Genomic DNA, 25,938 nt, shown 5'->3' with positions numbered 1-25,938 from the left:
ACCGCCCGCGCACGAGCGACACAGCACAAGGAGGTGCTCCAGACATGACCACCGACCGGATCCGCGTCGGCATCGACGTGGGCGGAACCTTTACCGACGCCGTGGCCGTGGACGCCACGACCCTGCGGCTGCTGGGCCAGGTCAAGGTCCCCACCAGCCACCACCACGAGGACGGGGTCGCGCACGGCATCGTCGAAGCGCTGGACCGGCTGCTGCGCGAGGTCGAACGGGCTCCCGGGGACATCGCGTTCCTGGCGCACGGCACGACCCAGGCGACCAACGCCCTGCTGGAGGGCGATGTCGCCACCGTCGGCCTGATCGGCATCGGCACCGGACCCGGCGCCGTCCTCACCCGTCGGCTCGCCGCGCTCGGCAGACTCGAACTCGCCCCCGGCAAACGGCTGCCGCTCGCCTACGCGCATGTCGCCGACCCGGACGACCCGGCGGCCGTACGTACCGCGGTCGACGAGTTGACGGCCGCGGGCGCCCAAGTCCTCGTCGCCACCGAGCCGTTCGCCGTCGACCGGCCCGAGGGCGAGCAGGCCGTGCTCGAAGCCGCCCGGTCCGCGGGCCTCCCGATGACGGCCGCACACGAGATCACCTCGCTGTACGGACTGCACAAGCGCACCCGCACCGCGGTCGTCAACGCGGCCATCCTGCCGCGCATGCTCGCCACCGCCGACCTCGTCGACGCGTCCATCACCAAGGCCGGCGTCACCGCACCCCTCATGGTCATGCGCTGCGACGGCGGAGTCATGGCCCTGGACGAGATGCGCCGGCGCCCACTGCTGACCGTCCTGTCAGGACCGGCCGCCGGCGTCGCCGGTGCCCTCATGCAGGAACGGATCAGCGAGGGCGTCTTCCTCGAAACCGGCGGCACCTCCACCGACATCAGCGTCGTGCGGCGCGGAAAAGTCGCCGTCCGCCACGCCACGATGCTCGGCAGGGCCTCGTACCTCAACGCGCTCGACGTGCGCACGGTCGGCGTCGGCGGCGGTTCGATGGTCCGTGTCGCCCAGGGCCGTGTCAGCGCCGTCGGTCCGCGCAGCGCCCACATCGCGGGACTGCCCTACGCCTGCTTCGCCGACCTGGACGACCTGCGGGACGCGACCCTCGCCACCGTGCGGCCGATGCCGGACGACCCGGACGACTACGTGGTGCTGGACGCGGCGGGCGGACGGTTCGCGCTCACCATGACGTGCGCCGCCAACGCGCTGGGCCGGGTCCCCGACGGGGACTTCGCCCACTGCGACCCGGAGGTGGCGAGGGCCGCGATCGCGCCGCTCGCCGCCGAGTTGGGCGTGGACGTGCCGACCGCGGCCGCCCGTGTCCTCGACGCCGGCGTCGCGCGTGTGCGGGAGACCGTGGACTCGCTCGTCCGCGACTACCGCCTCGACCCCGACACTGCGGTCCTCGTCGGCGGTGGCGGCGGGGCGGCCTCCGTCACCCCGCACATGGCCGCGCTCACCGGCATGACGGGCACGATCGCCCGGCACAGCGAGGTCATCAGCCCCATCGGCGTGGCGCTCGCGCTGGTGCGGGAGCAGATCGAGCGGATCATCCCCGGTGCCGGGCAGGAGCAGATCCTCGCCGTCCGGGCCGAGGCCGAGCGGGCGGTCGTCGCCCAGGGCGCGGCGCCCGACGGCGTCGAGGTCGAGGTGACCGTCGACCCGCAGACCAGCACCGTGCGCGCCACGGCCACCGGCGCCACGGAACTGCGTACCCAGGACCGCTCGCGCAGCGCCGACGACGCCGAACGTCTCACCGCGGCCGCCACCAGCCTCAAGACCGACCCCGCCGCGGTCCGCGTCCTCGCCGAGACACCCGCCCACACGGTCTACGGCACCGAGACACGCCGTCGGCTGCGCGCTGTCCGGCGGCCCGTACGGGTCGTCGACGCCGACGGTGTCGTACGCCTGCACGCCTCGGACGCGAGCGTCACCGCCACCACCGTCGGTGCCGCCCCCGAACTCCTCGCCCGCCTGGTGCGGGAGGGCACGTCCTACGGTGACGGCGGCGTCCGCGCCCCCGCGCTGCGGCTCCTCCTCGGCTCCCGTATCGCCGACCTCTCCGGTGTCCTGGACCCGCAGCCCCTGCTCGCGCTGGCGCGCAGCGAGATGCGCGACCGCGCCATGGACGAACCGGTGGTCGCCGTGGTGGAGGTGCGGTCATGAGCGGCCCTGCCGCTTCCGCCGCCGCAAGTGCTGCGACCGCCGAAGCTGCCGCGGCCGCGGCTTCCGCCGTCGATCCGGCGACGGACGATCTGGCCCTCGCCGTGCGGCTGTTGGCGGCCACGCCCACCCACGAGAACCGCACCCCCGCCGAACTGCGCCGATGGGCCCTGGCCGCCGACGCGTTCGGTGCCGCACTCGACCCAGGACCGCCGTGCCGCACCCGGATCGTGGAACGGGGCGACGGGCTCGGCCAGTTGCTGCTCGCGCGCTACACCTCGCGTCCCGCCACCGTCGAGCTGTACACCGACACCATCGACCGGGCGGAGACGCTGATCGACGAACTCGGCTGGCGTGCCTGGTATCCCGTCGGATCCGTGCGGGCGGCGGCCCTCGCCCACGAGAGCGCGCACGCCCTCCTCCACCGCAAGGGGACGCGGAGCGCGCTCAAGGAGGCGCTCGGACACACCGCACTGCGGCTGGGCCGCCACCGGGTCCTCGCCCATGTGGCCGGTGCCGACGAACTCGTCGCGCACGCCTACGCCCGTACCGTCTGCGGCCTGGGTCGCAGCCCCCTTCTGCTCACCGCCGCGCTCGCCGCCGCGGTGGCCACACCCGGAAGACAGAGGTGACCCATGGGTGTCGTCATCCTGCTCGTCATGGCGGCCGGAGTCGCCGCCATGCTCACCCGCAAACTGCCCACGGCCTTCGCGCTCGTCGTCCTCGCCGTCGTCATCGCCTTCCTCGCCGGCGCACCCCTGACCGGCAAGAACAGCGTGCTGGACACCGTCCTCCAGGAGGGTGCGCCGACCCTGGCCGCCACGATGATCGCGATCGTGATCGGCTCCTGGCTCGGCAAGCTGCTTGAGGAGACGGGCATCGCGGGCACCATCGTCCGCAAGATCGTCGAGTTCGGCGGTGACCGCCCGGTCGTCGTGGCCCTCGGTGTGCTGGCCGTGTCCGCGCTGGTGGGTACCGTCACCGGGTCCGCGCCCGCCGCGATGCTCGCCGGGCTCATCGGCATCCCGGCCATGATCGCGGTCGGCATCCCGAAGGTGACCGCCGCCGGGACCGTCCTCATGGGCATCGCCGTGGGCATTCCCTTCGAACTGCCCCTGTGGCAGTTCTTCTCCACGGCCCTGGACCTGCCCGTACCGACCGTGCGCGGCTTCATGGTCAAACTGTTCCCCTTCGCCCTGGTCGCCGCCGTCCTCTACGTCCTCGTCGAGTCGCGCCGCCGAGGCGTGGAGCACACCTGGTCCCTCAAGTCCGTTCAGGACAGGCCGAGTTCGGCGAGTCGCCGGAAGAGGCTGGGTGACGCTCCCTGGTACGCGCTGCTCACCCCCGCCGTTCCCCTGATCCTCGCCCTGGGCTTCGAACTCGCCATCATTCCCTCCCTGTTGGCGGGTGTGCTGTACGCCCTGGTCACCACCACAGGACCCCGCGAGATGAACAAGCGGCTGCTGCGCACCCTGTACGGCGGCTTCGAGGTGGCCGCCCCGCCGATCGCCCTCTTCATCGCCATCGGCATCCTGCTGGCGGCGGTCAAACTGCCCGGCACCGTCGACGCGTTGGAACCGCTGATGAAGGCGGTCAGCCCGCACAACGCCGTGCTCTTCGTCGTCGTCTTCACGCTGCTCGTCCCGCTCTGCCTCTACCGCGGGCCGCTTAACGTGTTCGGGCTCGGCGCCGGGATCGCCGGCGTCCTCATCGCCACGGGCATCTACCCGGCCGCAGCGGTCCTCGGCATGGCCACCTCGTACAACCAGGTCTTCGGCGTCGCCGACCCGACCAGCACGCAGACGGTCTGGGCCGCCCAGTACGCCGGTGTCTCCCCGCAGCAGGTCATGGTGCGCACCCTCCCGTACGTGTGGGCCGTCGCCCTCGGCGGGCTGTGCGTCACCGCGGCGACCTACCTCTGACCCGCACCTCCTTGGATCGACCACCACCCCCTGGACCGACCTCCACCCCCTTGGAGCCGACCATGCCCCAACCCCGTTTCGACCGCCGCCTGTTCCTGCGCGCCACGGCCGCCACCGGCGCCGCCGTCACCGTCGGCGGCCTCTCCGCCCCGGCCGCGTCCGCCGCACCGGGCGGCTTCCCCGACTACACCTACGTCCGCACCCTGCTCACGCCGTCGCAGCTGAAGTACAACCCGACCGGCGAGATCATCTTCCCGTGCGTTAGGGGCGTCTACGACAAGCTGAGCGCACCCCTCGGCCGCTACTACCTGTACTACGGGCCGCACGACGCACCCGGCGGCATCTGCCTGGCCTACGGCAACTCCCTGGAGGGGCCGTTCACCGAATACCCGAACAACCCGATCGTCGCCAACAGTTGGCAGCCCCACTACTCCGTCAGCCACGTCGCGTCCCCGCACGTCATGTGGCACGCGAGCGCCAAGGAGCTGTGGCTGTACTTCCACGGCGAGAACACCACCACGCGCCTGGCCCGCTCCAAGGACGGCATCAACTTCACCTACGACAAGGTCGTCCTGTCCACCTCGATGCTGCCGAGCGGCACCACCGAGACCTCGTACGCCCGGGTCTTCCCGCACGAACTGCCCTCTCGCGGCGCCCACTACGTCATGGTCTTCATGCTGAACAACACCACCAATCACCGTGACATCGACTGGGGTTGGTCGGCCGACGGACGCACCTGGACCTACGACCAGCAGCCGCTGATCCGGCACGCCGACGTCGGCGCCGTCAACGTCGGCGGGCCGCACCTGCTGTACCGGAACAACAGCACCTACGTCGTCTACAACAAGGACAAGGAGAGCGGCGGCGACCTGATGATCACGGAGGTGGGCAACGACTTCAGCAAGCGCACCCACCTCGGGGTCTTCTACAACTCCCGCAGTGGCGCCCCCGAGAACGGCCGTTCCGCGGCCCCGTCGTTCGGCACCGACGGGGGAGTGCCCTACATGATCTACGAAGCGGGCGAGCGGCTCGCGGGCTCCATCGCCATGGCCCGCGGCTGACGGAACCGTTCGCCCGTCATGACCCGGGGGGCCGGCCGGGTCGGCGGGTGAATCGGCGCAGTCCGCGGCGCGCGGGCTTGAGGGGCTTGTCCTCGGGGGCGACGGGACCGTGGCCGCTCGTCAGGGCCGAGGCCGAGGCCGAGGTCGGTACGGACCGGTCGCCCCGTGCGAGCCGGCTCCGGACGGCCTGGGCCAGCGCGTGGTGGGCCGGCTCCACCAGCAGGCCCGCCTCGGACAGCCGCTCCCACATGTGCAGCAACTCCGCGCCCCGGGTGGCCACTTGGCCCTCGTCCAGCAGCCGCTGCCACGCGGCGGTGGCGCGGGCCACCTCGGGCGCCGCCCGCGTCAGGTCGGTGCGGCAGCGGATGCGGGCGACGGTCAGCGCGAGGACGGTGGAGAGCATGTGGTCGCCACGCAGATACGCGAGGTACGCCTCGATCGCCCGGGCCTCCAGAGAGAGTTCGTCCTCCGCTCCCCGGCGCAGGGTGAGGTGCTCGCGCAGGGCGCTGGCGAGGACGAACGCGGCATGCAGCTCCTCGCGTTGGGCGTGCTGGAGGATGCGCTCGACGCGGGCGAGCGGCGGGAACGCCTCCTCCTCCGCGGCGGTCCGCTCCCGCCCGGGCGGCAGGTCCTCCTCGTCGGCGATGGTCCGGCTCGAACCGTCGGGATACACCCGCAGGCGCGCCACCTGCTGCACGGTGCGGTCGATGACGGTGGCCGCCACCGGGGCCCGCAGGGTGCGGGCGAACATGGCGACGGCGTCGAGGATCGCCTCGTGGGGCTGCCGCATGCCGGCCATCTCCAGGAGGTGGCCGTTGACCACCGTCGACCCGTCCTCGGCCACGTAGGCGTCGAGCCGGATCAGCGGGTGTGCGGCGAGCGCGGGCAGGTTGTGCCCCTCGTCGCGAGGTGTCAGCGCGTGGTTCATCGGTTCATGCTCCGGGTCGGACGACACCGAGGATGGGCATGGAGGCGGCCGGCGCGATCGTCACCGTGCGCCCGGGGCGCGGGGCGTGCACGATCTGCCCGTTCCCGATGTACATGCCCACGTGCGTGGCGTCGTAGTAGATGATCAGATCCCCGGGCCGCGCGGACGCGAGACCGACCCGGGTCAGCCCCTGCCACTGCGCCTGCGAGGTGCGGGGGATGGGGTGCCCGGCCGCCGCCCAGGCCGCGGAGGTGAGCCCCGAGCAGTCGTACGACGAGGGGCCCACGGCACCCCACACGTACGGCTTGCCCATCTGCGCCTTGGCGAAGGCGACGGCCCGACCGGCCTCGCCGCTCACCTTCGTCCCACCGCCCGTGCCGGTCCCGGTCGAGGTGCCGCCGCCCGAACCGGAGCCGTTCCAGCGGGACTTGGCGTCCCGCGCCTGCTCCTTCTCCAACTGGGCGAGCTTGCGCTTCTGTCGCTTCTCGAGCCCCGCCTCGATCCGCTCCGCCTCGGCGATCTTCCCCTCGATCTTCTGCTTCGACTCGGCCTTGTCCGCGCGGGTGTTGTCCAGCCGGCGCAGTTCCCTGGCGGCGGCGTCGGTCCGCCGGCTCAGTTCCGTGCGGGCGGTCTTCTGGGACTCGGAGACGGTGACCAGGTTCCGCATGGCCTGGCGGGCCTGGGACGCCTCGTCCAGGGCCTGGTCGGGGTGGTCGCCGAGCAGCAACTGGATGCCCGTGGCGGCGAGATCGCCCCCGTGGTACTGCGTCCGGGCCGCGGCGCCCGCGAGGTCGCGCAGATCGTCCACCCGGTCCTCGGCGTGCGCCAGGGCCCTGCGGAGCGACTTGAGCCGCTTCTCCTGCTCGGTCGCCTTCACGTCCGCGGTGTTGTACGCCTCGGTGGCCACCTCCGCCTCGCGGTAGAGGCCGTCCAGCTCGTCACGGATGCCCTCGATCGACTTGTCGTCCCCCGGGCCGGGTTCGCTCGGAACCGCGTAACTCGGCCCGGACACAAAGGCGATCGTGCACGCGAGGCTTGCCAGGAAGGCCCGACTCTGCAAGCGTCTGGCGCCGGTCGACAGGTTCATCAGCTCCACGACAGGTTCATCGGCTCCGCTCTCAGAGGTCGGTTCCACCCAACCTCGGCCCGGCACCCCGACCAAGAGCCGGACGGGCACACGTGAGGGAACCCGAGGGACCCTCTGGTATGCCCTTTTGTACGTGCGTTCGGTCCCGATCATGAGTGGCGGCTCGGCCGACGGGGCGATGTCAGTGGCCTCTGGCACGATCACCGCCATGGCTTCGATCGATGAGCGGCACATCAGGGAACTCGCTGCTGAGCACGGCGTTCCCGAGGCGGTGGCGGACGAGATGACGGGTCAACTGCGGCCCTGCGTATACCTGGTGCGCCAGGAGGACCTGCCTGCGCAGGAGGCAGGCGCCCGGCCGGCCGCGCGGACGGGCGGGCTGCCCGCGTTACCGGCGGGCGTCGACCGGCCGGGCGGGGGAGAGCCGCTGGTGCTGACGATCGACTGCGCGGCGCTGCCCCGGGACGTCCTGGACTTCCCCCTTCCGCCCGACGGACAGCTGTTGTTCTTCACGGACCTGTCGTACCCGCCGGACTCCTCCGCGGTGCTCCACGTCCCGGCCGGCGTCCCGACGACGGAGCACCCCGCGACGTACACGGTCGACGGGGAGGCCGGAGAGATCAGAGAGGTCTACGAACCCCGCACGCTGTACCCGGTGTCAGGACTGACCCTCGGCCCCGACCGGGCGGATCTCCCCGAGACGCAGAAGTTCCTGGAAGGCGACCCGGACAACGAGGAGATCCTCGACCGTTTCGAGGCGGCCATCCTGCACGGCACCCATGGCGATCCCCGCAGCGACTGGATCCAGCTGGGCGGCTACTCCCGCCCGTGGCAGATGCCACCGGACGCGGACGGCCGGATCCTGCTGGCCCAGATCCAGGGGGACGCGGTCAAGTACGGCATCTACACCCTGAACCTGATCGCGGGCACGCGTGAGGACATCGCGGCGGGACGCTTCGAGAACCTCTACTACGACCAGCAGTACTGACCCTCCGCGTATGACGACCAGCAGCCCTGACCCTTCGTGACGCGTCGACAAGCCCCTCGGGGCGTTCGGCCGGGCCGCCTTCTGTTGAGCGCCGCATCGTGAACCTCTTCGAGGTGCGCGCCGTAGCAGCCATCGGACGGCACCCCGGTCGTGTCGAGGAGCCGTTCCCTTTGCTTCCCACGTGGCCGGCGCCGACGAAAGGCACAGCACCATGACCGAGCACCAGGGGCGGACCGATCCCGGAGAGGACGCCGTCACCGAACTGGCCGACCGGATCGGGGGATCCGTGTTCACCCCGGACGACCCGGGCTGCACGGGAGCGATCGCGGGGTTCAACCTCCGTTCGCGGCACCGGCCTTGCCTGGTCGTCGCGGCGTCCACGGCCACCGATGTGCTGGCCGCGGTCGGTTTCGCCGCCGCGCGGGACCTGCCCGTCGGGGTCATGGCCACCGGGCACCAGCCGTTCCCGGCCGAGGACGACTTCCTTCTCGTCACGACGGGTGCGATGCGCACGGTCGAGATCGACGCCGAGCGTGCCGTGGCCCGCGTGGGCGCGGGCGCGCTCTGGTCGGACGTGGTGGAGCCCGCTCAGGCGGCGGGTCTGGCACCGCTGAACGGGTCCAGTCCGGTGGTGGGAGCCGTGGGCTTCACCCTCGGCGGCGGACTCAGCCCGTTCCTGGGCCGGTCCTACGGCTGGGCCGCCGACCACGTCGTCGCGATCGAGGTCGTCACCCCGGACGGCACGCTGCGCCGCGTCTCGCCGGAGGTGGACCCGGAGCTGTTCTGGGGCCTGCGCGGCGGGCGCAGCAACTTCGGGATCGTGACCGAGCTGGAGATCGGGCTCTTCCCCGTGACCTCCTTCTACGGCGGTGGGATCCACTTCCCCGCCGAGCACGTCGAGGCCGTGCTCCGCGCTTTCCCCGACGTGGTTCGTGAGGCGCCCGACGCCTTCACGTGCTCGGTGGCGCTGCTCAACTTCCCGCCGGTGCCGGAGATTGCCGAACCGCTGCGCGGCCGGTTCCTCGCTCACGTCCGGGTGACCCACCTCGGCTCCGACGAGGAGGCCGAGAAGCTCATCGCGCCCTTCCGGGCCATCGGCGAGGGCGTCCTCGACACGATCGGCCGCCACCCCTACAGCGCGTACGCCGCCGTGCACGGCGACCCCGCGGATCCCCTCCCGTACGCGGAACAGGGCGCCCTGCTGGCCGAGTTGCCGCCCCAGGCCGTCAACTCCCTTGTGGAGAGCGCCCAGGTGGCCGCCGGCGGTCTCGTCACGGCCCTGGAGATCAGGCACCTCGGCGGGGCGCTGGCCGATCGGCCGGCCGCGGCCGCTCCCATCGCCGCCCGGGACGCCCAGTTCAACGTGTGGGGAGCGACCGTCGGGCCGCCGGAGACCGTCGAGGCCGAAACGGCCATGCTGGGCGGGATGATCGAGCGCCTGAGCCCCTGGACCACGGGCCTCGCGTACACGAACTTCTCCGGCCGCGAGGACCGGGCGGAGCAGGTGTTCACCGCCGCCGACCTGGCGCGGCTGCGCGCCCTGAAGAGGCGCTACGACCCGCGGAACCTCTTTCGGGTCAACAACCACGACATCGCTCCGGAATAGGACCACGCCGAGCCGTCGGGCCACCGACCTGATTCCAGGAGACCGCACGGTGACATGCGAGCAGGAGACGACCGCACTGGCCGCCTACGCCATGGCGGCCCTCGATGTGGCGGAGACCGTAGCCGTCGACAGACATGTTCGGCAGTGCCCGGTCTGCGCGGGCGACGTGGACGGGATTCGCACCACGCTCGCCGCGGTCCGCGGACTGCCGGACCACGACCTGCTGGGCAACTGGTCCGGCAGGCTCGCCGACCTGCGGGAAGCGGCGGTTCGAGCCGCCCGGGCCACGGCCCCCGGCCCAGGCTGAACAGCGCCTTTTCCCCGGCCTTTCCCGCGCCTGTCCTCGCGGACGCGGGAGAGGCAAGCGGACATCAAGCGGTCGGCAAGAGGTTCCCCCGAAGGTTTCCCCGTTCAGCCTTCGACGAATGAGTGCGCCGTGCCTCGACCCACGGCGCACCGGGGGAACATGGCGATGAGGCACAGCACAGGAGCCCGGGACACCCGGCCGGACCGGACCGACGGGCCGCGGGACAGGGGGCGTGACGAGGTGTTCATCCGTGCCGTCTACGACAAGCACGGGGTGTTCCTGCTGAGAGTGACCACCGGCTTGCTCCTGGGGGACAGCCATCAGGCCCAGGACCTGGTCCAGGAGGCCGTCCTGCGCGCTTGGCAGCACGCCGGCATCCTCGATCCCGAGGCCGAGGGCATCCGGCCGTGGCTCCTCACGGTCGTCCGCAACCTCGTCATCGACGGCTACCGCGCCCGCAGGGCCCGCCCCCCGGAGACGGTCGACACCGCGCTGAACGACGTGCCCGGCCCGGAATGCATGGACCCGGCCCTCACCAGGAAGCTCGTGCGCGAGGCCCTGGGCGACCTGACGCTGCAGCATCGCGAGATCCTCGTGCACGTCGAGTTCCTGGACCAGTCCGTGGCCCGGACGGCGAAAACACTCGGCATACCGCCGGGCACGGTCAAATCCCGGACCCACTTGGCACTCAAAGCACTGCGCGCCGCACTGGCGGAGCGGGGCTACGCCCCTTGAGCCCAGCCGGGGAGTGGCCAACCGATTCCGAGGGGCGGGGAATTCGGTGAATGGCGGACGCGTACGCGTGGCTACCGTGCTCCCCGATTCGCGGCGGGCTCACGCCGATTCGCCCGCCGGCGCGCCGCGTCCACCGTGCTCCTTTCCTGTGGGGTCAGGAGGCTCATGAGCCTCTCGTTGTTGACCCAGTCGTTCAGAAGGGCGTGCGAGCCTCCCAGGCTCAGGGAATACGCCCACATGCTTCGCCCTCGCCTCGTTCCGTCCCATTCGGCCGCCCAGCGCAGCAGATGACCCATTCGCTGCTCCGGCGTGAACCTCATCGCTCGCATACTCGTCACGTTTCCATGGTTACGAGAAGGCCTGTTCTTCTTCCGGTCTGTAGACGGGGCGGAGAACAAGGAGGTTCACGAAAGGATCAGAATCCGGTGAGAGTCACCTTGCCGATGGTGCTGCCGGACTCCAGGATCCGGTGCGCCTCGCGCAGATGGGCCGCGTTGATCGTGCCGAGGTCCTGGGTGGCCGTGGTCCGCAGGGCGCCCTCGTCCACGAGCCGGGCGATCCGGTCGAGAATGTGGTGCTGCGTCACCTGTTCCGGGGTGCGGAACAGCGAGCGCGTGAACATCAGCTCCCAGTGGAAGGAGATGCTCTTCGCCTTCAACAGACCGATCTCCACGGGACCGAAGTCGTCGATGGCGAGCAACTGCCCGAACGGCCTGAGCATGTCGGCGTACGCGCCGAGGTTGCGGTCCGTGCCCGCGGTGCCGAAGATGTGGTCCACCCCGCCGGGCGCCACCTCGGCCACCTGCGCCGGCAGCGGGCGGTGGTGGTCGACCACGTGCGTCACGCCCATCCGGCGGGCGAACTCGACGCTCTCCGGGCGGGACGCGGTGCCGATCACGGTCAAACCGGTGAGGGCGCGGGCCAGTTGAGCCACCATGGCACCGACACCGCCCGCCGCCGCGGTCACCAGCAGTGTGCCGGTCTCCGCCGCAGCGCCCTCGCGCAGACCGAGCCGCTCGAACAACCCCTCCCAGGCGGTGAGGGAGGTCAGCGGCAGCGCCGCCGCCTCGCCGAAGGAGAGCGTGCCGGGCTTGTGTCCGACGATGCGCTCGTCGACCGTGTGGAAGCGGGAGTTGGCGCCCGGCCGGTCGAGCGCGCCGGCGTAGAAGACCTCGTCGCCGACCTCGAACAACTCCACCGCGTCGCCGACCGCGACGACCGTGCCGGCGGCGTCCCAGCCGATCACCTTGGGCTCGCCGCCCGGGTCGTTGCTCTGCCGGATCTTGTAGTCGACGGGGTTGACCGCGACGGCCTCCACCTGGACCAGCAGATCGTGCGGACCCGGCTGGGGCACGGGCAGTTCGAGATCCAGCAGGCTCTCGGTGTCGTCGATCGGCAGGCTCTTGCGGTAGCCGACGGCGGGCATCGTCGTCGTCTTCCAGGTCTCACTCATGATGGATCTCCTCGACATGCGCGGTGGGCCGACGAGGACCGGCGGCCACGACTCGCAAGGTACCTATCGGGAGGTAGTAACCAGCAAGGGAGTCTGCTTCCCAATAGGAACTATTGAGGTGGGGCGGGCGCGGGGAATCCAGGATGCCGTGGGGTCAGGCGGATTCCGGGAACCGGTCGATGTTCTGCTCCACCCAGGTGCGCAGATGGGAGAGCGGCGCGCAGGCGTCCTTGCCGAGCGGGGTCAGGCTGTACTCGACGCGGGGCGGCACCTCCGCGTAGATCTGCCGGTCGACCAGGCCGTGGTCCTCCAGGCGGCGCAGTGTCTGGGTGAGGACCTTGGGGCTCACGCCCTGCAGCCGGCCGCGCAGCGCTCCGAAACGCTGGGGCCCTTCCTCCAGGGCGCCCAGTGCGAGAGCGCTCCACTTGTTGGCGAGCAGGTCCAGCATGTCGCGGCAGGGGCAGGCGGCCGAGTAGACGCTCTTGGGGTCGTCGCAGGGGCCCGATGTCTTCGTCATGCAGCAACAGTACCCAACGGGTACCAGTGTGCCTTGCCGGTAACCACTCCCCGTCTCGTACGGTCACGGCCACGCTCGGAAACACGGGATTCGAACATTGGAGCCGCTGATGAAGGCTGACGCGTGAACGTTGACGCCCTCATCGACGAACTCTGGGAGGACCGTGATGCCAAGGACCCGGTCAACGCGGCACGGGGGATACCGGTGTCCTCTCCAGAGGGATCGCTCTGATCCGCCTTGCTGGCCAACAGCCTTTCCAGGGGACAGCAGTCACCACCCATCGGTGAACCTCCTTGACGTGCAAGCCGTTTGACGTATCGCCAGGACAATGCCCACGCCTCCCCCGCCGCCCGGGGGGCCTGACGAATGGATGGACTTGAACCAGCAGACCGAGAGATCCCCCGGCCGCAGACGCCTGCTGCGCGGCACCCTGGTCGCGTGTTGCGCGCTGGCGCTGTCAACTGCGGGCGCGACAGCGGCGAGCGCCTCGATATCCACCCCCCGCACCGTCGACTACGTTGCGCTGGGCGACTCGTACGCATCTGGCCCCGGTATCCCGACCCAGGTCCACACCGCGTGCGCGCGGTCCGACCAGAACTTTCCGTCACTCCTCGCGGCGGCGAGGAACTGGCGGCTGACGGACGTCAGTTGTTCGGGCGCCACGACGACCGCCCTGGCCGGCCCCCAGGGCGCGCAGTCGCCGCAGCTCGATGCGCTGAGCGAGGACACGGACGTGGTCACCCTGACCATCGGCGGAAACGACCTCGGCTTCTCCAACAATCTGGCCACCTGCGCGAGCCTGACGTCCCAGGACCCGGCGGGCCACCCGTGCCAGACCTTCTTCACGAGCGACGGCACGGACCGTCTGGAGCAGCGGGTCAACGACATCGCTCCCAAGATCACCGCCGCCCTGGACTCCGTCCGCGAGCGCTCTCCGCACGCCAAGGTCGTGGTGGTCGGCTATCCCGACCTGTTCCCCGAGGACGGGGTGGGCTGCACCGGTTCCGCCGTACCGCTCGCGGCCGGTGACTTCGCCTATCTGCGGGACACCGAGAAGAAGCTCAACTCGATGCTCGCAGGCCAGGCTTCGGCCAACGGCGCGGCCTACGTCGACACCTACACCCCCACGGTGGGCCACGACATGTGCAAGCCGGCCGGAGAGCGCTGGATCGAACCTCTGGTCGCGACGGCTCCGGCCGCACCCGCGCACCCCAACGCCCAGGGCCAGCAGGCCATGGCCGCCGCGGTGGAGCACGCCCTCCACTGCCGCCCGTACCGCCGCTGACCTGAAGGAGAGGAGGGTGTCGGCTGTCCTGGGGAGAGCCGACACCCCCTCCTCCCGGAATCTCCTCGCCCTCGTGAACCCCTTCACGTACACGTACGTAGCCAGTGCAGTGCCCGCGGCGATCCCGCGGGCCACCGATCGTCGACGCACAGGAACGGATGGACTCAACGATGAGATCTGGAACCGCGATGCGCCTCCCGCTCGACCGTCCCGCCCGCTCTCTCGGCAGCCGCGGGCGCAAACTGGGCGTGGCGCTCGCCCTCGGCGCGTTGCTCGCGTCGGGCACGGCAATGACCCTTGCCGCACCGGCCGTTGCCGCGACGGGTGACATCACCTGCCCGTCCACGGCATGTGTGCAGGTGGCGCCGGGAGCCGGTTCACCGGTCGCCATCGCTCCCGACAACGCGGGGTCGGCGTACCTGGCGTACTCGGGAGGCGATCTGCTCAAGCTCGACCTGGCCACCGGGACGCTCACCACGATCACCACCGGTCTGGGCAACCTCCGCGGTGTGGCCGTCGCGGACGGCAGCGCCTACCTCACCAGCTTCGACGGCAGGCTCCAGCAGGTCACACTCGCCACCGGCAGCCGCCGTACCCTGGCCGCCGGCCTGCCCTCGCTCTTCGGCGTGACCCGCGCCGGCTCCACCACCTATGTCACCGACGGCAACGGGGAGATCGTCGCGGTCCCGGACGGCGGGACGGCGCGCGTGGTGGCCACGGGGCTCGGATTCTCGTACGGGATCGCGTTCGACAAGGCGGGACTCGCCTACACCGCGGACATGATGACCGGCCGCATTCTGCAGACGAACGTGACCACCGGCGCGACCCGCTCGCTGGTCACCCAGTCCTACGAACCCACGTCGATCTCGGTCGGCGACGACGGCCTGGTCTACTTCATGGTGGCGGGCGAGGTGAAGCGCGTGAACCCCGCCACCGGGGTCCAGTCCCACGTCACCAACCTCGTCGGGATCAACAGCTTCAGCTTCTCGCTGGCGGCGTCCGGGGACGCGTACACGACCGGCAGTGGCAACGACGGTCTGTGGCGGATCGTCGGTCTGACGGCACGATGAGCCACCAGGGTCCGGCGCGCTGATCGGCTGGGGCCCGTCCGGAGTCACCCCTGGTCCTGGCGCTGTCCGGTCACGCGTGCGCACCGGTCAGCCGTGCGGTCAGGAACCGTCCTGCGCTGTCCAGCGCGGCGGTCGCCTCGTCGAGGAGCGGACCGTAGGCCTGGAAGACGTGCGGTGCACCAGGGGTGACCTCCAACGTGACGTCCACGTCCGCGGCGGCGGCCCGCTGGGCGAGGCGTACGGCGTCGTCGAGGAGGATCTCGTGGGAGCCGACCTGGACGAGGAGGGGCGGCAGCCCTGAGAGGTCCGCGAAGACGGGGCTGATCAGGCCGAGCCCGGCGTCCTGCCCCGCCGTGTAGTCGGCGACCCGGGGTTCGAGGAGTTCCCGGCTCAGCAGCGGGTCGGCGTCCCGCTTGGTGTCGATGCTCGGGCCGGCCAGGGTGAGGTCGGTGTACGGGGACATGGCGTACGTGGCCGCGGGCAGGGGCAGTCCGTGATCGCGGGCGTTGACCAGGGTGGCGACGGCGAGTCCACCGCCCGCGGACTCGCCCGCGAAGACGATGTCCGAGGGGGCGATGCCGTCCCGCAGGAGGGCTTCGTAGGCTGCCAACGCGTCGTCCACCGCTGCCGGATACGGGTGTTCGGGGGCGAGCCGGTAGTCGACGGAGAAGGCCTTGGCGCCGGTCCGTCGGCCGACCTGCGAGGCCAGACCCGCGGCGCTGAGCGCGTCCCCGAGGACATAGACGCCGCCGTGGAAGTACAGGACGACGTGCCGGGGTTCGACCCCCTCGACCGTGATCTCGGTGACGGGGACCCCGCCCAACGCACCTGATTTCACGCTCACTTCGGGTGGCAGAGGCTGCGCCGACGTCAACTCGCGGAGCTGGCGCCGTTGTTCGTCGACGGAACTGCCGACGGGGAAGGCGGCCTGACGCAGGATCGCGTCGAGGGCCTGTTGCTGCTCGGTGCTCACGGAGCATCTCCCTTCGCTGGGGGCCGGACTCTGCGCACTTCGAGGAGATCCAGTCCGAGGGCCTCGATCTCGCAGATCACACCGAAGAGCGCCGCTGCATCCGGCAGCAGCCCGGTGAGCACGGTCTCGGTGCCCTGCTGCCGCGGCGCGAACGCCGGGAACGCCGTCAGCAGGGTGGGGCCGAGGTGGCCGTCGACCCGGATCTGATACAGGACAGGGTCATCACCCATGCGCACATGGTCGTCGGCCGCCAGGTGAATCCGCGTCACCGGAATCCGGTGATCCTAGGAAGGCACAGGATTCCGGCTGTCGTACGAGGCTCAGCCGCGTCCGTTCGACAGCAGCCGCAGCTCCCGGCCGCGTTGCACCGCCGAGGACCGGTCAGTGGCGCCGAGCTTGGCGTAGATCCGGCGGATGTGGGTGTTGACGGTGTTGGGCGAGACCGACAGTTCGGCGGCGATCTCGGGCCGGGTGAGGTTGGTCGGCAGGTAGCGCAGGACGCGCAGCTCGCTCGGGCTGAGTTCCTCTGCGGGTCCCGCGGCCGATCGGTCAGGCCCGGCGGGGGCGTCGCCGTGGACGGCGTCGAGGATGTCGGAGACCAGCGCGGCGTGAGAGGTCCTGTGCTGCAGGGCGTCGAGCAGCTCCCAGGCACCGGTCGTCACGAAGGGCAGGATCATCCGGTCCGGCTCGGCGAGGTGCAGTGCCTGTTCGACGGCTGCCCTGGCCGCGTGATCGTCGCCCAGATCGCGGCAGGCGAGCGCGTCCAGGAGATGGGCCTCGATCGGGGTGAGCAGGGAGTCGCCGGGGGCGGTGCCGTCGAGAACGGACCGCAGTTCGTGGCGGGCGGCGGCGGGGTCCTTCTCGGCGAGGCGGATCACCGCGGCCGCGGTGCGGATCTCGCCGGCGGCGGCCTGGCTGTCGTCCAGGCCGGCAAGGAGCGTCCGCGCCTGGTCGACCATCCCGAGGCGGGCCTGCGTGGCCATCGTCCAGGCGGTCACCCGGGACGACAGCCCGTGCCGGCCCACCATGTGTTCCTGCACCTGCTCGGCGGCGGTCAACTCGGCCAGTGCCTCGCGGTGTTGGCCGCGCGCCGCCGGAAGCATCGCGGAGATCAGCCGCACCAGCAGCCGGACGCCGGGCTCGCCCTCGGACCGGGTGACGCGCCGTGCGCGCTCCAGCCACCGTTCCCCTTCGTCGAACTCGCCCGCGCAGATCAGTGCTCCGGCGAGGGCCGCCTGCGCGGGGGCGATCACCGGCTCGGCGTCCCAGCCGTACCGCGCGGCCAGCGCGATGGCCTCCTCGCAGCGCCGGCGGACCAGGGCGAAGGAGCGGCGGCCGGAGGCGAATCCCAGGTGGGCACGGCAGGCGACCTCCAGGTAGGGGCGGCCGATGTCACGGGCGAGCGCGGCGCCGTCCAGGAGGTGCCGCTCGCTGTCGGCGAGCCGTAGCGACCAGGCCTCGGTGACCCCCAGATTCAGCAGCGCAAGGGCTCGCAGGTCGCCGGCGAGCGCGACCTCGGTGTGGGACTGGCCCGCGGTGGGGGAGGGCAGCGCGTCCGCCTGCTCGAACACGGCGTCGAAGTGCCCGCGCAACCGGGCCAGCAGCAGTTCCAGGGACGCGATCGCCGTCCGCAGCCGAGGCCGGCGGTCGGGCGGTGCCGTGGCGGCGTACGACCTGGCGATCTCCAAGTGCGCCTGGGCTTCGTCCAGTCGGTGCTGGTGCAGGTCGGCGTTGGCGTACACCAGCGCCAGCTCCGGGGAGTTCTCCCCGGCGCCGGCCGGGAAGGCGCGCGACAGCGCCACCACGGTTCCGGCCTGTCCGTCGAGTGTGAGGCTGACGGTGTGATCGGTGAGCAGGTGGGCCGCCTCGGCCCAGTCGCCGGCGGCCTGCGAGTGTCGTACGGCATCGGCGACTTGGGCGTGTTCGGCGAACCAGCGGGCGGCCAGCCGGTGCAGCTCCGGGATGGCTGCCGGGAGGGTGCGGCGCAGTTCCAGCCGCAGCAGGTCGGCGAACATGCGGTGGTAGCGGAACCAGGTGCGGTCGGGGTCGAGCGACACGACGAACGCGTTGGCGTCCTCCAGATCGAGCAGGACGCGTTCCGAACCGGCCGCGCCCGTGAGCAGATCGGCCAGCTCGCCGTTGATCCGGTCGGTCAGGGAGGTGCGTAGCAACAGCCTTTGCACATGGGCGGGTTGCCGCTCCAGCATCTCGGCCAGCAGATACTCGGCGACCGTGCGGTGGCTGCCGGAGAACTCGGCGACGAACCGTTCGGGATCCGGATGCCCGGCCAGCGAGAGCACCGCGAGCCGCAGCCCGGCCGCCCAGCCCTCGGCCCGCTGATGCAGCACGCGGGCCACATCGTGGGACAGCGCGACGTCGCAGGCGGCGAGGAGTTCGCGGGTCTCGGCCTCGGTGAAGCGCAGCTCCGCGGCGCGGATCTCGGCCAGTTCCCCGCTCAGCCGCAGTCTGTGCAGCCGCAGCGGCAGGTCGTGCCGGGTGGCCACGATCGCGTGCACGCCCTGAGGGAGATCGGTCAGCAGGGCCGCGAGCTGCTCGATGGCCGCCACGGAGTCGAGTTCGTGCAGGTCGTCGATGACCAGGAAGAAGGCTCCGCCGGACGCGGTGAGCTCGGACAGCACCTTGTCCATCAGGGCGCCCCCGTTGAACCCCGGGGCCACGGGCGGGAGTTCACTCGCGCCCTCGGTGCCGGCCGCGACGCGGACCGCGTCCAGCAGAGCGAGCCAGAACAGTTGCGCCTCCTGCTGGCGCGGTCGTACGGACATGAACGCGATACGGCGGTCCTGGCCCGGCCGGTCGGCCCAGGCGCGCAACAGCGAGGTCTTCCCGCTGCCGGCCGGCGCGGAGATCATCGTCACCGGCTTCTCGGCCGCGCGGTCCAGAGCGGCGACCAGATCGCGCCGGTCGATGAGACCGGGTCGACTCCGGTCCGGTGCGCGGCCCGGCCCCGCTGCGGCCGGCAGGTGGGGCTTCGGGCCATGTCCTTGAGCCACGCCGTCAGCGTAGCCGACACGAATCACCGCATCCCGGCGTGGACGGAGGCCGTCGGAGGATCCAGCAGGGACGACGTTCCCTCGACGCGGCCGTGGGCGCATAGTCTCGCGGACATGACAGATGCGTTCACGAGTGTCCGTCTCCTCGGACCGCCGGAGACCGACGGCGAGTACATCGCCCTGAGCGAGCACGAGACGGTGCACCTGCACGAGTACACGCGGATCTACGCCGTACCGGGCCTCTACGAGCATGTCGTCCAGGAACGCCTGCGGTGCACGTCGCCGCAGGTCGCGGCCGAGGGCTTCCTGCGGGCGGCCGAGGGCCTCGGGCTGGATCCCGGCTCGATGACGGTCCTCGACGTGGGCTCCGGCACGGGCCTCGTCGGCGAACTCGTGCGCCGCGGTGGCGTGGCCCGGGTCGTCGGCGTCGACGCGCTGCCGGCGGCACGCGAGGCGTGTCTGCGCGACCGGCCGGGCGTCTACGACGACTACGTGGTCGGCGACTTCCAGCACCCCGACGCACTCCGCGCGGCGCTACGCCCGTACGGGCTGGGCGGGTTGGTGTCGGCGGGAGCGTTCGGCGGCACGCACGCCACACCGCGGGCGCTCGACAACGCACTCGCCCTCCTGCCGGCCGGCGCTCCCGTGGCCTTCACGATCGACGAGCGGTGGATGGACGAGTCGGACCCGGACGGGTTCGGCGCCGCCGTCGAGCGGTTGGTGTCCGACGGTGGTCTCACGGTGCTGGAACGAACCAGGTTCCAGCACCGGGTGACGACGACCGGCGAGCCGATCTTCTACCAACTCGTGGTGGGCCGTACCGAGTGAACGACCCTGCTGGATCGGCGAGTTGACGTCAGGACGAGCCCCGCGGACTCTTCCGGTCAGGCATGGACCTGCGAGTCGACACCGAGGTCGAGGCGCAGGGATTCGAGGATGATGAACGTCGTGCTGGCCGTGTACACATCGGCCGCGGCGAGGACGCCGGTGTACTTCTTGATCACGGGACCGGCCGCGTAGGCGATCTGGGCGGCCTGGTACTCCTTGACCGCGGCCCACACGTTGTTCCCGTACTTCGTGAAGTACGGCGTGGGATCGACCGTCACGAGCGCCTTCTTGACGTTCTCGACGATGTCGTCCACGTACTGCTGGTACACGACCATGTCCTGGCGGGAGCCCAGCCTGCCGATGTGGCCGCCGACGAAGTGCTTCCACGGGTAGCTCAGGGCCTTGGCGGGGGCGGCGATGGAGCCGGGCACGTCCTCGTTGAGGTTGAAGCTGTCGAAGGGCACCCAGCCGGGCAGCAGAACGTCGACGAGCATCAGGGTGTGGTGGTCAGGCAGGTGGATGTAGACGTTGTCGGGGGTGTGGTTGGTGCCGTGCCAGGCCAGTTCGACGCGCTCCCCGCCGACCCGCAGCGTGTACCGCTGGTCGAAGGTGATGTCGGGCACCGGACGGGCCGGGTCGTTGTCGCGGGCCAGGAGCTTCCTGGCCTCGGTGTGGCCGATCCGTACGACATGCCGGCCGAACAGCGACGAGGCGCCGAGGTGGTCGGCGTGGTGGTGGGAGTAGACCAGGTGGGTCACTCTGTTGGAGACGCCGTTGGCGGAGGCGATCTCGTCGATGGCCCGCTGCAGGTTGTGCCCGATCGACGGCGGCGCGTCGAACAGCACGACACCCTCACGGGTCGTCAGGAACGCGGCCTGGTAGGTGCCGTCGGTCACCCAGTACAGGTTCTTCTCGATCCGGCCGACGTAGTAACCCTGCGCGTTGACGGCGGGACCGAGCGCGGACGGCGGTATCGGCGCGTAGTCGGGCAGCGTGGCGGCGGACGCCTGACCGGCGAGCGCGCCGTCGGCGAGCACGGCGACCGTGGGCACGGTCGCCAGCGCCGCACCGCGGGCGAGGAACGAGCGGCGGTTCGTCGATGACATGGTGATCCCCTTCGGGAAGTCGTGAGATACGAGAGGTACGTGGGGTGGAGGGCGCAGGTGGCGTCGGACCGTCCGGGCTACGCGCCGTAGGCCGGCACGATCGCTCCGCCGATGTCGGCCGCGAGGTCGCCGACGAGGAAGGCGATGATGTGCGCGACCGACTCCGGCGACACGGCGTGGGCCAGCGCCTCCGGAGGCAACTCCGCCTGGTTCCTTGCGGTGTTGATGAGCTGCGGCGCCACCGCGTTCACGCGGATGCCGTCCGGGCGCAGCTCCAGGTCGAGAACGCGGACGAGGTGGTTGAGCGCCGCCTTGCCGAGGCTGTAGGCGGCCATACCGGCGGTCGGCTCGATCGCCGGCCGGGATGAGACGTGCACGATGGCGCCCTCGCCGCGCCGGCGCATGTACGGCGCCACCGCCTGGCTCAGCCAGAGCGCGGCGCCGAGGTTGACGTCGAGCATGAGCCGGAGCTCCTCGGGCGTGACGGCGAGCGCGTCTCCCGGGCGGAACGCGCCGAGGGTGTTCACCAGCACTTCGGGAGGCCCGGACTCGGTGGCGATCCGGTCGATGACACTCCTGGCCACGGCCGGGTCGGTCGCGTCGACCACTTCCCGGCGGATGACGTCGGGCAGTTCCTCCAGTGTCTTCTCCGTACGGTCGACCGCGGTCACGGTGTATCCGGCGTCCGCGAGTACCACCGCCGTGGCCAGGCCCAGGCCTCCGCCCGCACCGATCACCACCGCCACACGCTCATTCATGTCCGCCTCCTCGCCGGCGTCGCCCTCTGGCCGTGTCCCAGGTTTGTCGCGGGGGAGGTGAGCGGTCCTCACCGGATTCCGGTGATCTCACGGAGACAAGTGCGCGGTGCCGCTTGCTCGTTCAGTGGTCCTGACGCGGGTCGAGTACGCGGTGCGGGCCCGGCTCGATGTCCGACATCGGCATGCACAGCGGGAACTGGTGGGCCGGGGTGACGTACACGGCACGGGTGTCCGCCGGGAGGGCGTCCACCGCCGGCCCTTCGGCGTCCACCGGTACGCCCGGCCCGCCCCGAACCTGGGATCGGTAGGAGTTCCGGCAGCGAGAGCCTCGCCTTATGGACCTGCAGAAGATGCTCGGGCTGTGGTGGACGGTGCCCGCTGTGCTGGCGTTGGTGGGTTACGCGTGTTCACTGGCCGGGCTGACCCGGCCGCAGCGGGCGGTGTGGGTGACGGCCCGGGTCGTGGAGGTGCACGCGCCGGGACACGGTGAGCCGGGGGACCAGGGGATACCGGTGACGATCCTGTACCAGGACCCGGCCACCGGGCGGGAGTTCAGGCTGCGGCACGAGAACAGGCGTGGCGACCGGGTGCTGGTGGCCTGGGTGGGGCAGGAGTTCCCGGTCCGGTTTCCGCGGCGGCGGCCGGAGCGGTTCCATCTCATGCTGGACAGCGAGGGGCGGACCTCCGGGGTCGGTGGGCCGAACTGCATGGTGATCCTGCTGGTGTTGGGGCTGGTCGTCCAGTCGTTCTTCGTGTGGGGCCGACAGTGGGGGCTGATCTGCGTCGGTGGACTGCTGCTGCTCGTCGCCGCGTTGAGCCGGGACGGCGAGTACGCCCGCGCCCGCGCCGCCCAACTGGCCGCGGGCGTCACCGTCCAGGGCCGCGTGGTCGCCGTCACCAGGGACGTCCACCCCGACGGCGAAGGCGGCGAGAGCGTCAGCCACGCCTCCGTCGTCGCCTTCACCACCCATGAGGGCGTCGAGGTCACCGCGCTGTGCACGCAGGGCATCCGGAACATCGCCCGGTCCCTCGGCCGTGCCATCCCGCTCCGTTACGCGCCCGCCGACCCGTCCCTCCTCACCGCCGATCCCGACCACGAACGCCGTGAGCGCACGTCGAACATCAGGTTCGTCGCCACCCTGCTGGTCGCCGGGACCGCCGCGATCGGGGTGGGCGCGTACGGCCTCCACCACCCCTGGCCCCTCACCTGACGATGCAGGTCAGGGCCGCCCAGAGGAGGGGCGAGTGCTCGATCCGACCGTCGGCGCGCCACTGGTCGAGCCGCTGTCGTTGCCAGGCGCCGAGATGGCGGACCGGGTCGTGGTCCTCGTGGGCCGCGTCCACGGCGACCACGGCCTCCGTGAGCGGTCGTACGGACTCCGGCAGACCGGCCAGGCGGTGGAAGGCGAAGCTGGTGGGGAGCACCCAGCGGGTGGCGGTGACCAGGTGGGCGCCGTTGTGGATCATCGCCGTCGCCAGCCCGAAGGACTCCGCGAAACGCAGATCACCGCCGCTCTCGCAGGCGATGAGCGCGACGCGCGGCGGTGCGGGCCAGAGGTGGGCGCCCGGCACACCGTCCGCGCGCAGCGGGAGCGTGCCCAGCAGAAGGTCCTTGGCGGACAACGGGCGGTGGGTGCGCACCGGTTCGGCCATCCCCGTGGTCCGAGGGCCGCAGCACAGGTGGAGGGTGACGTCCTCGCTCTGCCCGCCCTCGACCGGGGCGCCGCTGACGTGACCGACGTACATCAGGCGACGGGCACCCTTGCGCAGCGCCTCACCCAGCCAGTCACGGTCGAGGTCGGTGCGACGGAAGGCCTCGGCGGGGGCGGCGACGGACGGTACGACGGTGCCCGCGTCGAGCCTCCGCCGCACAAGGGACAGCAGCTCCGGGTCCGAGCCGGGCTGCCCCAGGACCGACCCGAGCGGGGAGTCGGCGCGGAAGCCGGGGACCCGGGGGTCCAGGACGAGAACCACGGCGTCCGAGTCCGAGGCAGGGTCCTGATCGGTCGGGGTCGTGCCGGCCCGTCGTAGCGATGCCGGCGCCGTGGTGGCGATGTCCACGAGGTCGATCAGCCGTACGTCGCTGTCGTCACCGTCCACGGCCAGCAGCTCCCACGGGACCTGGGCGACCCGGGGCGACGGCTGGAGCCGCATCAGCGGACGGCCCAGCCGGGCGGAGACCTGACGGATCTGGTCGGTCAGGCCCGGTGGCCACAGCACGTCGGCCAGCATGCGGGAGAGGCGGAGCTCCTGCTCGTACGTGGCCAGCGCGCCGGAGGCGAACGTGCGCCGCATGTCTTCCGCGCCGCCGCCCGGCAGTTCGACGGCCAGCGCGCGGATCGCCTCGTCCACGTCCGCCCCCGGGGTGTACCCGGTGCCGAAGCCCTGGGCCCCACGGGTCCACGTCCAGGTCATGTGCAGGTCACCGGCGTCGGCGAGGCGGACCTGGACCACCGGACGGTTCGGGTCGGTCAGATCGTCGGCGGACAGAACGGCACCTCTTCCTCGCTCACGATCCGCCGGTGATAGCGGAACTCGGCTGCCTGGACGTACTCCTGGAGCGCGGTACGGCCGCCCGACTCCGCCGACATCACGATCTTCGGTGGCGGTGCGACGCGCAGGCCGACTGAGGCGGCGGCCTCGGCCGCGATGCCGCCCAGCGTCAGGGGAGCGCCGTCATCGGGGGCGTACGTCTTCATGGCGGCGTCCGGGAAGACCGCCCCCTGGTCGGCGGTGGACGTATGGCTCAGGGCCAGGGAGGCGCCCGCGCACCGGTGTTCCACCAGCTCGAAGATCAGCCCCTGGTCGTTGCTGCGGAGGGCGAGGCGGAAGACCAACTGCATGGCTTCGTCGGCCAGTTGGAGCCACTGGCTGCGGGCGTGGGCGGTGGCGAAGTCGTAGCGGGCCGCTTCCAGTGTCAGAGCGGCGGGCAGGGCGAGGGAGAGCGCACCCGCGAGCGAGGTGCGTTCGTGGACGCCGTGGTCGGTCCGGTTCAGGTTGTCCTCAAGGGTTCGCGCGAGCATCAGGTCCACCTGGGCGCACCGCTCGTACACCCCGCGCTCCTGATACACGTCTCGCGCGCCCTGGGCCAGCCGCTTCATCTCGTCGATGTCGCCCCGCTCGTACGCGTGCCGGGCGCCCAGCAGCATGGTGTCGGCGGCGGCGATCGAGGCACCGACCTGCTGGAAGCGGGCCAGGCTGGACGCCGTCAGAGCGGCGGCGCCGGCCGCGTCCCCGCGGTGTGCGGCGATGGCGGCACGGGCCTGTTCGCAGACTGCCAAGTCCTCGGCCCGGCCCTGCCGTTCGAAGATCTCGGCGGCCTGCGCGTACAACTCCTCCGCGCGGTCGAGGTCGCCCGCCCGCAGCGCCGCGTACGCCCTGTGGGAGAGCACCTGTTGGCGCCCCGCGTGGTGGCCCAGCGCCAGATAGGCCTCCTCCGCGCGGGCGAAGAAGTCCTCCGCCTGCTCGAACCGGACGGTCGAGGCGCAGACGACCCCCAGACAGTCCAGCAGATACGGCTCGGCCGGCGGCGCGTCGGCCAGCAGCGCGGAGGCCAGTTCCTCGGCCGCGCCCCACGCGCTGCGGTCCATGAGCAGATGCACCCGGCTCAGGCCGATCTCGGCGGTGCGCAGCCCCTCGGGGTCGCGGAACTCGGACAGCAGGGCCGTCGCCTCGTCCACTGCCTCCTGCGCCTCCTCGAACCGTCCGGTCCTGCGCAGGAGTTCGACTCTGGCCAGGAGTGTCTTCAGCAGGACTTCCAGCCACAGCTGGCGGCCGTTCGGTCCCATCGGCACGGACGCGATGCCCCGCACCAGATCGAGGGACTGCCCGATGGACAGGGCCGCCCCGGGCAGATCCGTGGCCGCGAGCTGAACCGTCCCGATGTCGGACAACAGGTGCCCGCGCAGGAGCTGTACGTCGGGAGAGTCCTCGAACGACTCGGCCACGGCGAGGAGTTCGCCGTAAACGGCCAGCGCTGCCCGGAGATCCGGGGTGAGTTGATGGCGCTCGGCGAGCGCGAAGCCGCTGTCGAAGGGCTCGCCGTAGCTGAGCCCCGCCGCCTGCTCCTCCTGTTGCGCTGTGTCTTCCGGGTCTTGAGGATCTTGAGGGTCTTCCGGCTCTTCCGGCATGG

24 protein-coding genes are annotated in these 25,938 nt (G+C 71.3%); 12 read left to right on the top strand and 12 right to left on the bottom strand.

What is annotated here, in order from left to right; all coding sequences use genetic code 11:
• Positions 1 to 44 precede the first annotated feature (44 nt).
• The 4 genes from ACIQI8_RS36705 to ACIQI8_RS36690 all read left to right on the top strand — a co-directional run bounded on the left by ACIQI8_RS36705 (position 45) and on the right by ACIQI8_RS36690 (position 5,154).
• Positions 45 to 2,174, top strand: coding sequence for a hydantoinase/oxoprolinase family protein (locus ACIQI8_RS36705; RefSeq protein ID WP_402360625.1), 2,130 nt, complete (start codon positions 45 to 47; stop codon positions 2,172 to 2,174).
• Positions 2,171 to 2,803, top strand: a complete 633-nt coding sequence (locus ACIQI8_RS36700; RefSeq protein ID WP_402360622.1) for a hypothetical protein — start codon at positions 2,171 to 2,173, stop codon at positions 2,801 to 2,803. Before ACIQI8_RS36705 ends, ACIQI8_RS36700 begins: the two co-directional genes overlap by 4 nt.
• Positions 2,804 to 2,806: 3 nt before the next feature.
• On the top strand, positions 2,807 to 4,093 hold the full coding sequence (locus ACIQI8_RS36695) for a TRAP transporter large permease subunit (RefSeq protein WP_402360619.1): 1,287 nt from the start codon (positions 2,807 to 2,809) through the stop codon (positions 4,091 to 4,093).
• A 62-nt stretch (positions 4,094 to 4,155) separates the two neighbouring features.
• Positions 4,156 to 5,154 carry a hypothetical protein gene (locus tag ACIQI8_RS36690; RefSeq protein ID WP_402360616.1) on the top strand — a complete coding sequence of 333 codons (999 nt, stop codon included), beginning with the start codon at positions 4,156 to 4,158 and terminating at the stop codon, positions 5,152 to 5,154.
• A gap of 16 nt (positions 5,155 to 5,170) precedes the next feature.
• On the opposite strand, the gene ACIQI8_RS36685 is transcribed toward ACIQI8_RS36690, so the two are convergent.
• Positions 5,171 to 6,082, bottom strand: coding sequence for a hypothetical protein (locus ACIQI8_RS36685; protein ID WP_402360613.1), 912 nt, complete (start codon positions 6,080 to 6,082; stop codon positions 5,171 to 5,173).
• Positions 6,083 to 6,086: 4 nt separating this feature from the next.
• On the bottom strand, positions 6,087 to 7,169 hold the full coding sequence (locus ACIQI8_RS36680) for an NlpC/P60 family protein (protein WP_402360611.1): 1,083 nt from the start codon (positions 7,167 to 7,169) through the stop codon (positions 6,087 to 6,089).
• 208 nt (positions 7,170 to 7,377) lie between these two features.
• On the opposite strand from ACIQI8_RS36680, the gene ACIQI8_RS36675 reads away from it, so the two are divergent.
• From ACIQI8_RS36675 to ACIQI8_RS36660, 4 genes are all read left to right on the top strand, one after another.
• Complete coding sequence (locus tag ACIQI8_RS36675) at positions 7,378 to 8,157, top strand: DUF1963 domain-containing protein (protein ID WP_402360608.1); 780 nt, start codon at positions 7,378 to 7,380, stop codon at positions 8,155 to 8,157.
• Positions 8,158 to 8,368: 211 nt separating this feature from the next.
• On the top strand, positions 8,369 to 9,763 hold the full coding sequence (locus ACIQI8_RS36670; protein WP_402360605.1) for an FAD-binding oxidoreductase: 1,395 nt from the start codon (positions 8,369 to 8,371) through the stop codon (positions 9,761 to 9,763).
• 49 nt (positions 9,764 to 9,812) lie between these two features.
• Positions 9,813 to 10,070: a hypothetical protein gene (locus ACIQI8_RS36665; RefSeq protein WP_402360603.1), complete on the top strand. Its 258-nt coding sequence runs from the start codon at positions 9,813 to 9,815 to the stop codon at positions 10,068 to 10,070.
• A 165-nt stretch (positions 10,071 to 10,235) separates the two neighbouring features.
• Positions 10,236 to 10,805: a sigma-70 family RNA polymerase sigma factor gene (locus tag ACIQI8_RS36660; protein ID WP_402360600.1), complete on the top strand. Its 570-nt coding sequence runs from the start codon at positions 10,236 to 10,238 to the stop codon at positions 10,803 to 10,805.
• Between the two features lie 415 nt (positions 10,806 to 11,220).
• Here ACIQI8_RS36660 and ACIQI8_RS36655 read toward each other — a convergent pair whose 3' ends face one another.
• Positions 11,221 to 12,258: a zinc-binding alcohol dehydrogenase family protein gene (locus tag ACIQI8_RS36655; RefSeq protein WP_402360597.1), complete on the bottom strand. Its 1,038-nt coding sequence runs from the start codon at positions 12,256 to 12,258 to the stop codon at positions 11,221 to 11,223.
• A 154-nt stretch (positions 12,259 to 12,412) separates the two neighbouring features.
• Complete coding sequence (locus tag ACIQI8_RS36650) at positions 12,413 to 12,775, bottom strand: winged helix-turn-helix transcriptional regulator (RefSeq protein ID WP_402360594.1); 363 nt, start codon at positions 12,773 to 12,775, stop codon at positions 12,413 to 12,415.
• Positions 12,776 to 13,145: 370 nt separating this feature from the next.
• On the opposite strand from ACIQI8_RS36650, the gene ACIQI8_RS36645 reads away from it, so the two are divergent.
• A complete protein-coding gene (locus ACIQI8_RS36645; protein WP_402360591.1) occupies positions 13,146 to 14,060 on the top strand; it encodes an SGNH/GDSL hydrolase family protein in 915 nt (304 codons plus the stop codon).
• Between the two features lie 170 nt (positions 14,061 to 14,230).
• Entirely contained in the window at positions 14,231 to 15,130 is a 900-nt protein-coding gene (locus tag ACIQI8_RS36640) for a hypothetical protein (RefSeq protein WP_402360589.1), read from the top strand.
• Positions 15,131 to 15,200: 70 nt separating this feature from the next.
• On the opposite strand, the gene ACIQI8_RS36635 is transcribed toward ACIQI8_RS36640, so the two are convergent.
• From ACIQI8_RS36635 to ACIQI8_RS36625, 3 genes are all read right to left on the bottom strand, one after another.
• Positions 15,201 to 16,103: an alpha/beta hydrolase gene (locus ACIQI8_RS36635; protein ID WP_402360586.1), complete on the bottom strand. Its 903-nt coding sequence runs from the start codon at positions 16,101 to 16,103 to the stop codon at positions 15,201 to 15,203.
• On the bottom strand, positions 16,100 to 16,333 hold the full coding sequence (locus tag ACIQI8_RS36630; protein ID WP_402360583.1) for a hypothetical protein: 234 nt from the start codon (positions 16,331 to 16,333) through the stop codon (positions 16,100 to 16,102). The genes ACIQI8_RS36635 and ACIQI8_RS36630 overlap by 4 nt, the downstream gene beginning before the upstream one ends.
• 90 nt (positions 16,334 to 16,423) lie before the next feature.
• Positions 16,424 to 19,114, bottom strand: coding sequence for a LuxR C-terminal-related transcriptional regulator (locus ACIQI8_RS36625; RefSeq protein ID WP_402360580.1), 2,691 nt, complete (start codon positions 19,112 to 19,114; stop codon positions 16,424 to 16,426).
• Between the two features lie 114 nt (positions 19,115 to 19,228).
• Here ACIQI8_RS36625 and ACIQI8_RS36620 point away from each other — a divergent pair, with 114 nt between their 5' ends.
• Entirely contained in the window at positions 19,229 to 19,942 is a 714-nt protein-coding gene (locus tag ACIQI8_RS36620) for a hypothetical protein (protein WP_402360577.1), read from the top strand.
• Between the two features lie 56 nt (positions 19,943 to 19,998).
• On the opposite strand, the gene ACIQI8_RS36615 is transcribed toward ACIQI8_RS36620, so the two are convergent.
• The 3 genes from ACIQI8_RS36615 to ACIQI8_RS36605 all read right to left on the bottom strand — a co-directional run bounded on the left by ACIQI8_RS36615 (position 19,999) and on the right by ACIQI8_RS36605 (position 22,077).
• Complete coding sequence (locus tag ACIQI8_RS36615; protein ID WP_402360574.1) at positions 19,999 to 21,048, bottom strand: MBL fold metallo-hydrolase; 1,050 nt, start codon at positions 21,046 to 21,048, stop codon at positions 19,999 to 20,001.
• Between the two features lie 77 nt (positions 21,049 to 21,125).
• Positions 21,126 to 21,806 (bottom strand): SDR family NAD(P)-dependent oxidoreductase, encoded by a 681-nt coding sequence (locus ACIQI8_RS36610; RefSeq protein WP_402360571.1) that lies wholly within the window; start codon positions 21,804 to 21,806, stop codon positions 21,126 to 21,128.
• A 121-nt stretch (positions 21,807 to 21,927) separates the two neighbouring features.
• On the bottom strand, positions 21,928 to 22,077 hold the full coding sequence (locus ACIQI8_RS36605) for a hypothetical protein (protein ID WP_402360568.1): 150 nt from the start codon (positions 22,075 to 22,077) through the stop codon (positions 21,928 to 21,930).
• Positions 22,078 to 22,141: 64 nt separating this feature from the next.
• On the opposite strand from ACIQI8_RS36605, the gene ACIQI8_RS36600 reads away from it, so the two are divergent.
• Entirely contained in the window at positions 22,142 to 23,017 is an 876-nt protein-coding gene (locus tag ACIQI8_RS36600) for a DUF3592 domain-containing protein (RefSeq protein ID WP_402360565.1), read from the top strand.
• On the opposite strand, the gene ACIQI8_RS36595 is transcribed toward ACIQI8_RS36600, so the two are convergent.
• Together ACIQI8_RS36595 and ACIQI8_RS36590 are read right to left on the bottom strand one after the other, a co-directional pair.
• Complete coding sequence (locus ACIQI8_RS36595; protein ID WP_402360562.1) at positions 23,010 to 24,260, bottom strand: CHAT domain-containing protein; 1,251 nt, start codon at positions 24,258 to 24,260, stop codon at positions 23,010 to 23,012. The two genes, ACIQI8_RS36600 and ACIQI8_RS36595, sit on opposite strands and share 8 nt — an antisense overlap.
• Positions 24,261 to 24,277: 17 nt before the next feature.
• Entirely contained in the window at positions 24,278 to 25,936 is a 1,659-nt protein-coding gene (locus ACIQI8_RS36590) for a tetratricopeptide repeat protein (protein ID WP_402360559.1), read from the bottom strand.
• Positions 25,937 to 25,938: the final 2 nt, after the last annotated feature.

Origin of the sequence: Streptomyces sp. NPDC092369 (genome assembly GCF_044755245.1) — a bacterium.
GTDB lineage: Bacteria > Actinomycetota > Actinomycetes > Streptomycetales > Streptomycetaceae > Streptomyces.
Note: the sequence above shows the minus strand (reverse complement) of the source record. Positions and strands in the feature narration are given on the sequence as shown.

Bases quoted from the DNA above. Each gene is read 5' to 3' on its own strand.
- ACIQI8_RS36700 (WP_402360622.1), top strand. From the start codon at position 2,171: ATGAGCGGCCCTGCCGCTTCCGCCGCCGCAAGTGCTGCGACCGCCGAA.
- ACIQI8_RS36705 (WP_402360625.1), top strand. From the start codon at position 45: ATGACCACCGACCGGATCCGCGTCGGCATCGACGTGGGCGGAACCTTT.
- ACIQI8_RS36660 (WP_402360600.1), top strand. From the start codon at position 10,236: ATGAGGCACAGCACAGGAGCCCGGGACACCCGGCCGGACCGGACCGAC.
- ACIQI8_RS36650 (WP_402360594.1), bottom strand. From the start codon at position 12,775: ATGACGAAGACATCGGGCCCCTGCGACGACCCCAAGAGCGTCTACTCG.
- ACIQI8_RS36695 (WP_402360619.1), top strand. From the start codon at position 2,807: ATGGGTGTCGTCATCCTGCTCGTCATGGCGGCCGGAGTCGCCGCCATG.
- ACIQI8_RS36680 (WP_402360611.1), bottom strand. From the start codon at position 7,169: ATGAACCTGTCGACCGGCGCCAGACGCTTGCAGAGTCGGGCCTTCCTG.
- ACIQI8_RS36640 (WP_402360589.1), top strand. From the start codon at position 14,231: ATGAGATCTGGAACCGCGATGCGCCTCCCGCTCGACCGTCCCGCCCGC.
- ACIQI8_RS36670 (WP_402360605.1), top strand. From the start codon at position 8,369: ATGACCGAGCACCAGGGGCGGACCGATCCCGGAGAGGACGCCGTCACC.
- ACIQI8_RS36690 (WP_402360616.1), top strand. From the start codon at position 4,156: ATGCCCCAACCCCGTTTCGACCGCCGCCTGTTCCTGCGCGCCACGGCC.
- ACIQI8_RS36590 (WP_402360559.1), bottom strand. From the start codon at position 25,936: ATGCCGGAAGAGCCGGAAGACCCTCAAGATCCTCAAGACCCGGAAGAC.
- ACIQI8_RS36620 (WP_402360577.1), top strand. From the start codon at position 19,229: ATGACAGATGCGTTCACGAGTGTCCGTCTCCTCGGACCGCCGGAGACC.
- ACIQI8_RS36615 (WP_402360574.1), bottom strand. From the start codon at position 21,048: ATGTCATCGACGAACCGCCGCTCGTTCCTCGCCCGCGGTGCGGCGCTG.
- ACIQI8_RS36675 (WP_402360608.1), top strand. From the start codon at position 7,378: ATGGCTTCGATCGATGAGCGGCACATCAGGGAACTCGCTGCTGAGCAC.
- ACIQI8_RS36630 (WP_402360583.1), bottom strand. From the start codon at position 16,333: ATGGGTGATGACCCTGTCCTGTATCAGATCCGGGTCGACGGCCACCTC.
- ACIQI8_RS36610 (WP_402360571.1), bottom strand. From the start codon at position 21,806: ATGAATGAGCGTGTGGCGGTGGTGATCGGTGCGGGCGGAGGCCTGGGC.
- ACIQI8_RS36645 (WP_402360591.1), top strand. From the start codon at position 13,146: ATGGACTTGAACCAGCAGACCGAGAGATCCCCCGGCCGCAGACGCCTG.
- ACIQI8_RS36600 (WP_402360565.1), top strand. From the start codon at position 22,142: ATGGACCTGCAGAAGATGCTCGGGCTGTGGTGGACGGTGCCCGCTGTG.
- ACIQI8_RS36685 (WP_402360613.1), bottom strand. From the start codon at position 6,082: ATGAACCACGCGCTGACACCTCGCGACGAGGGGCACAACCTGCCCGCG.
- ACIQI8_RS36655 (WP_402360597.1), bottom strand. From the start codon at position 12,258: ATGAGTGAGACCTGGAAGACGACGACGATGCCCGCCGTCGGCTACCGC.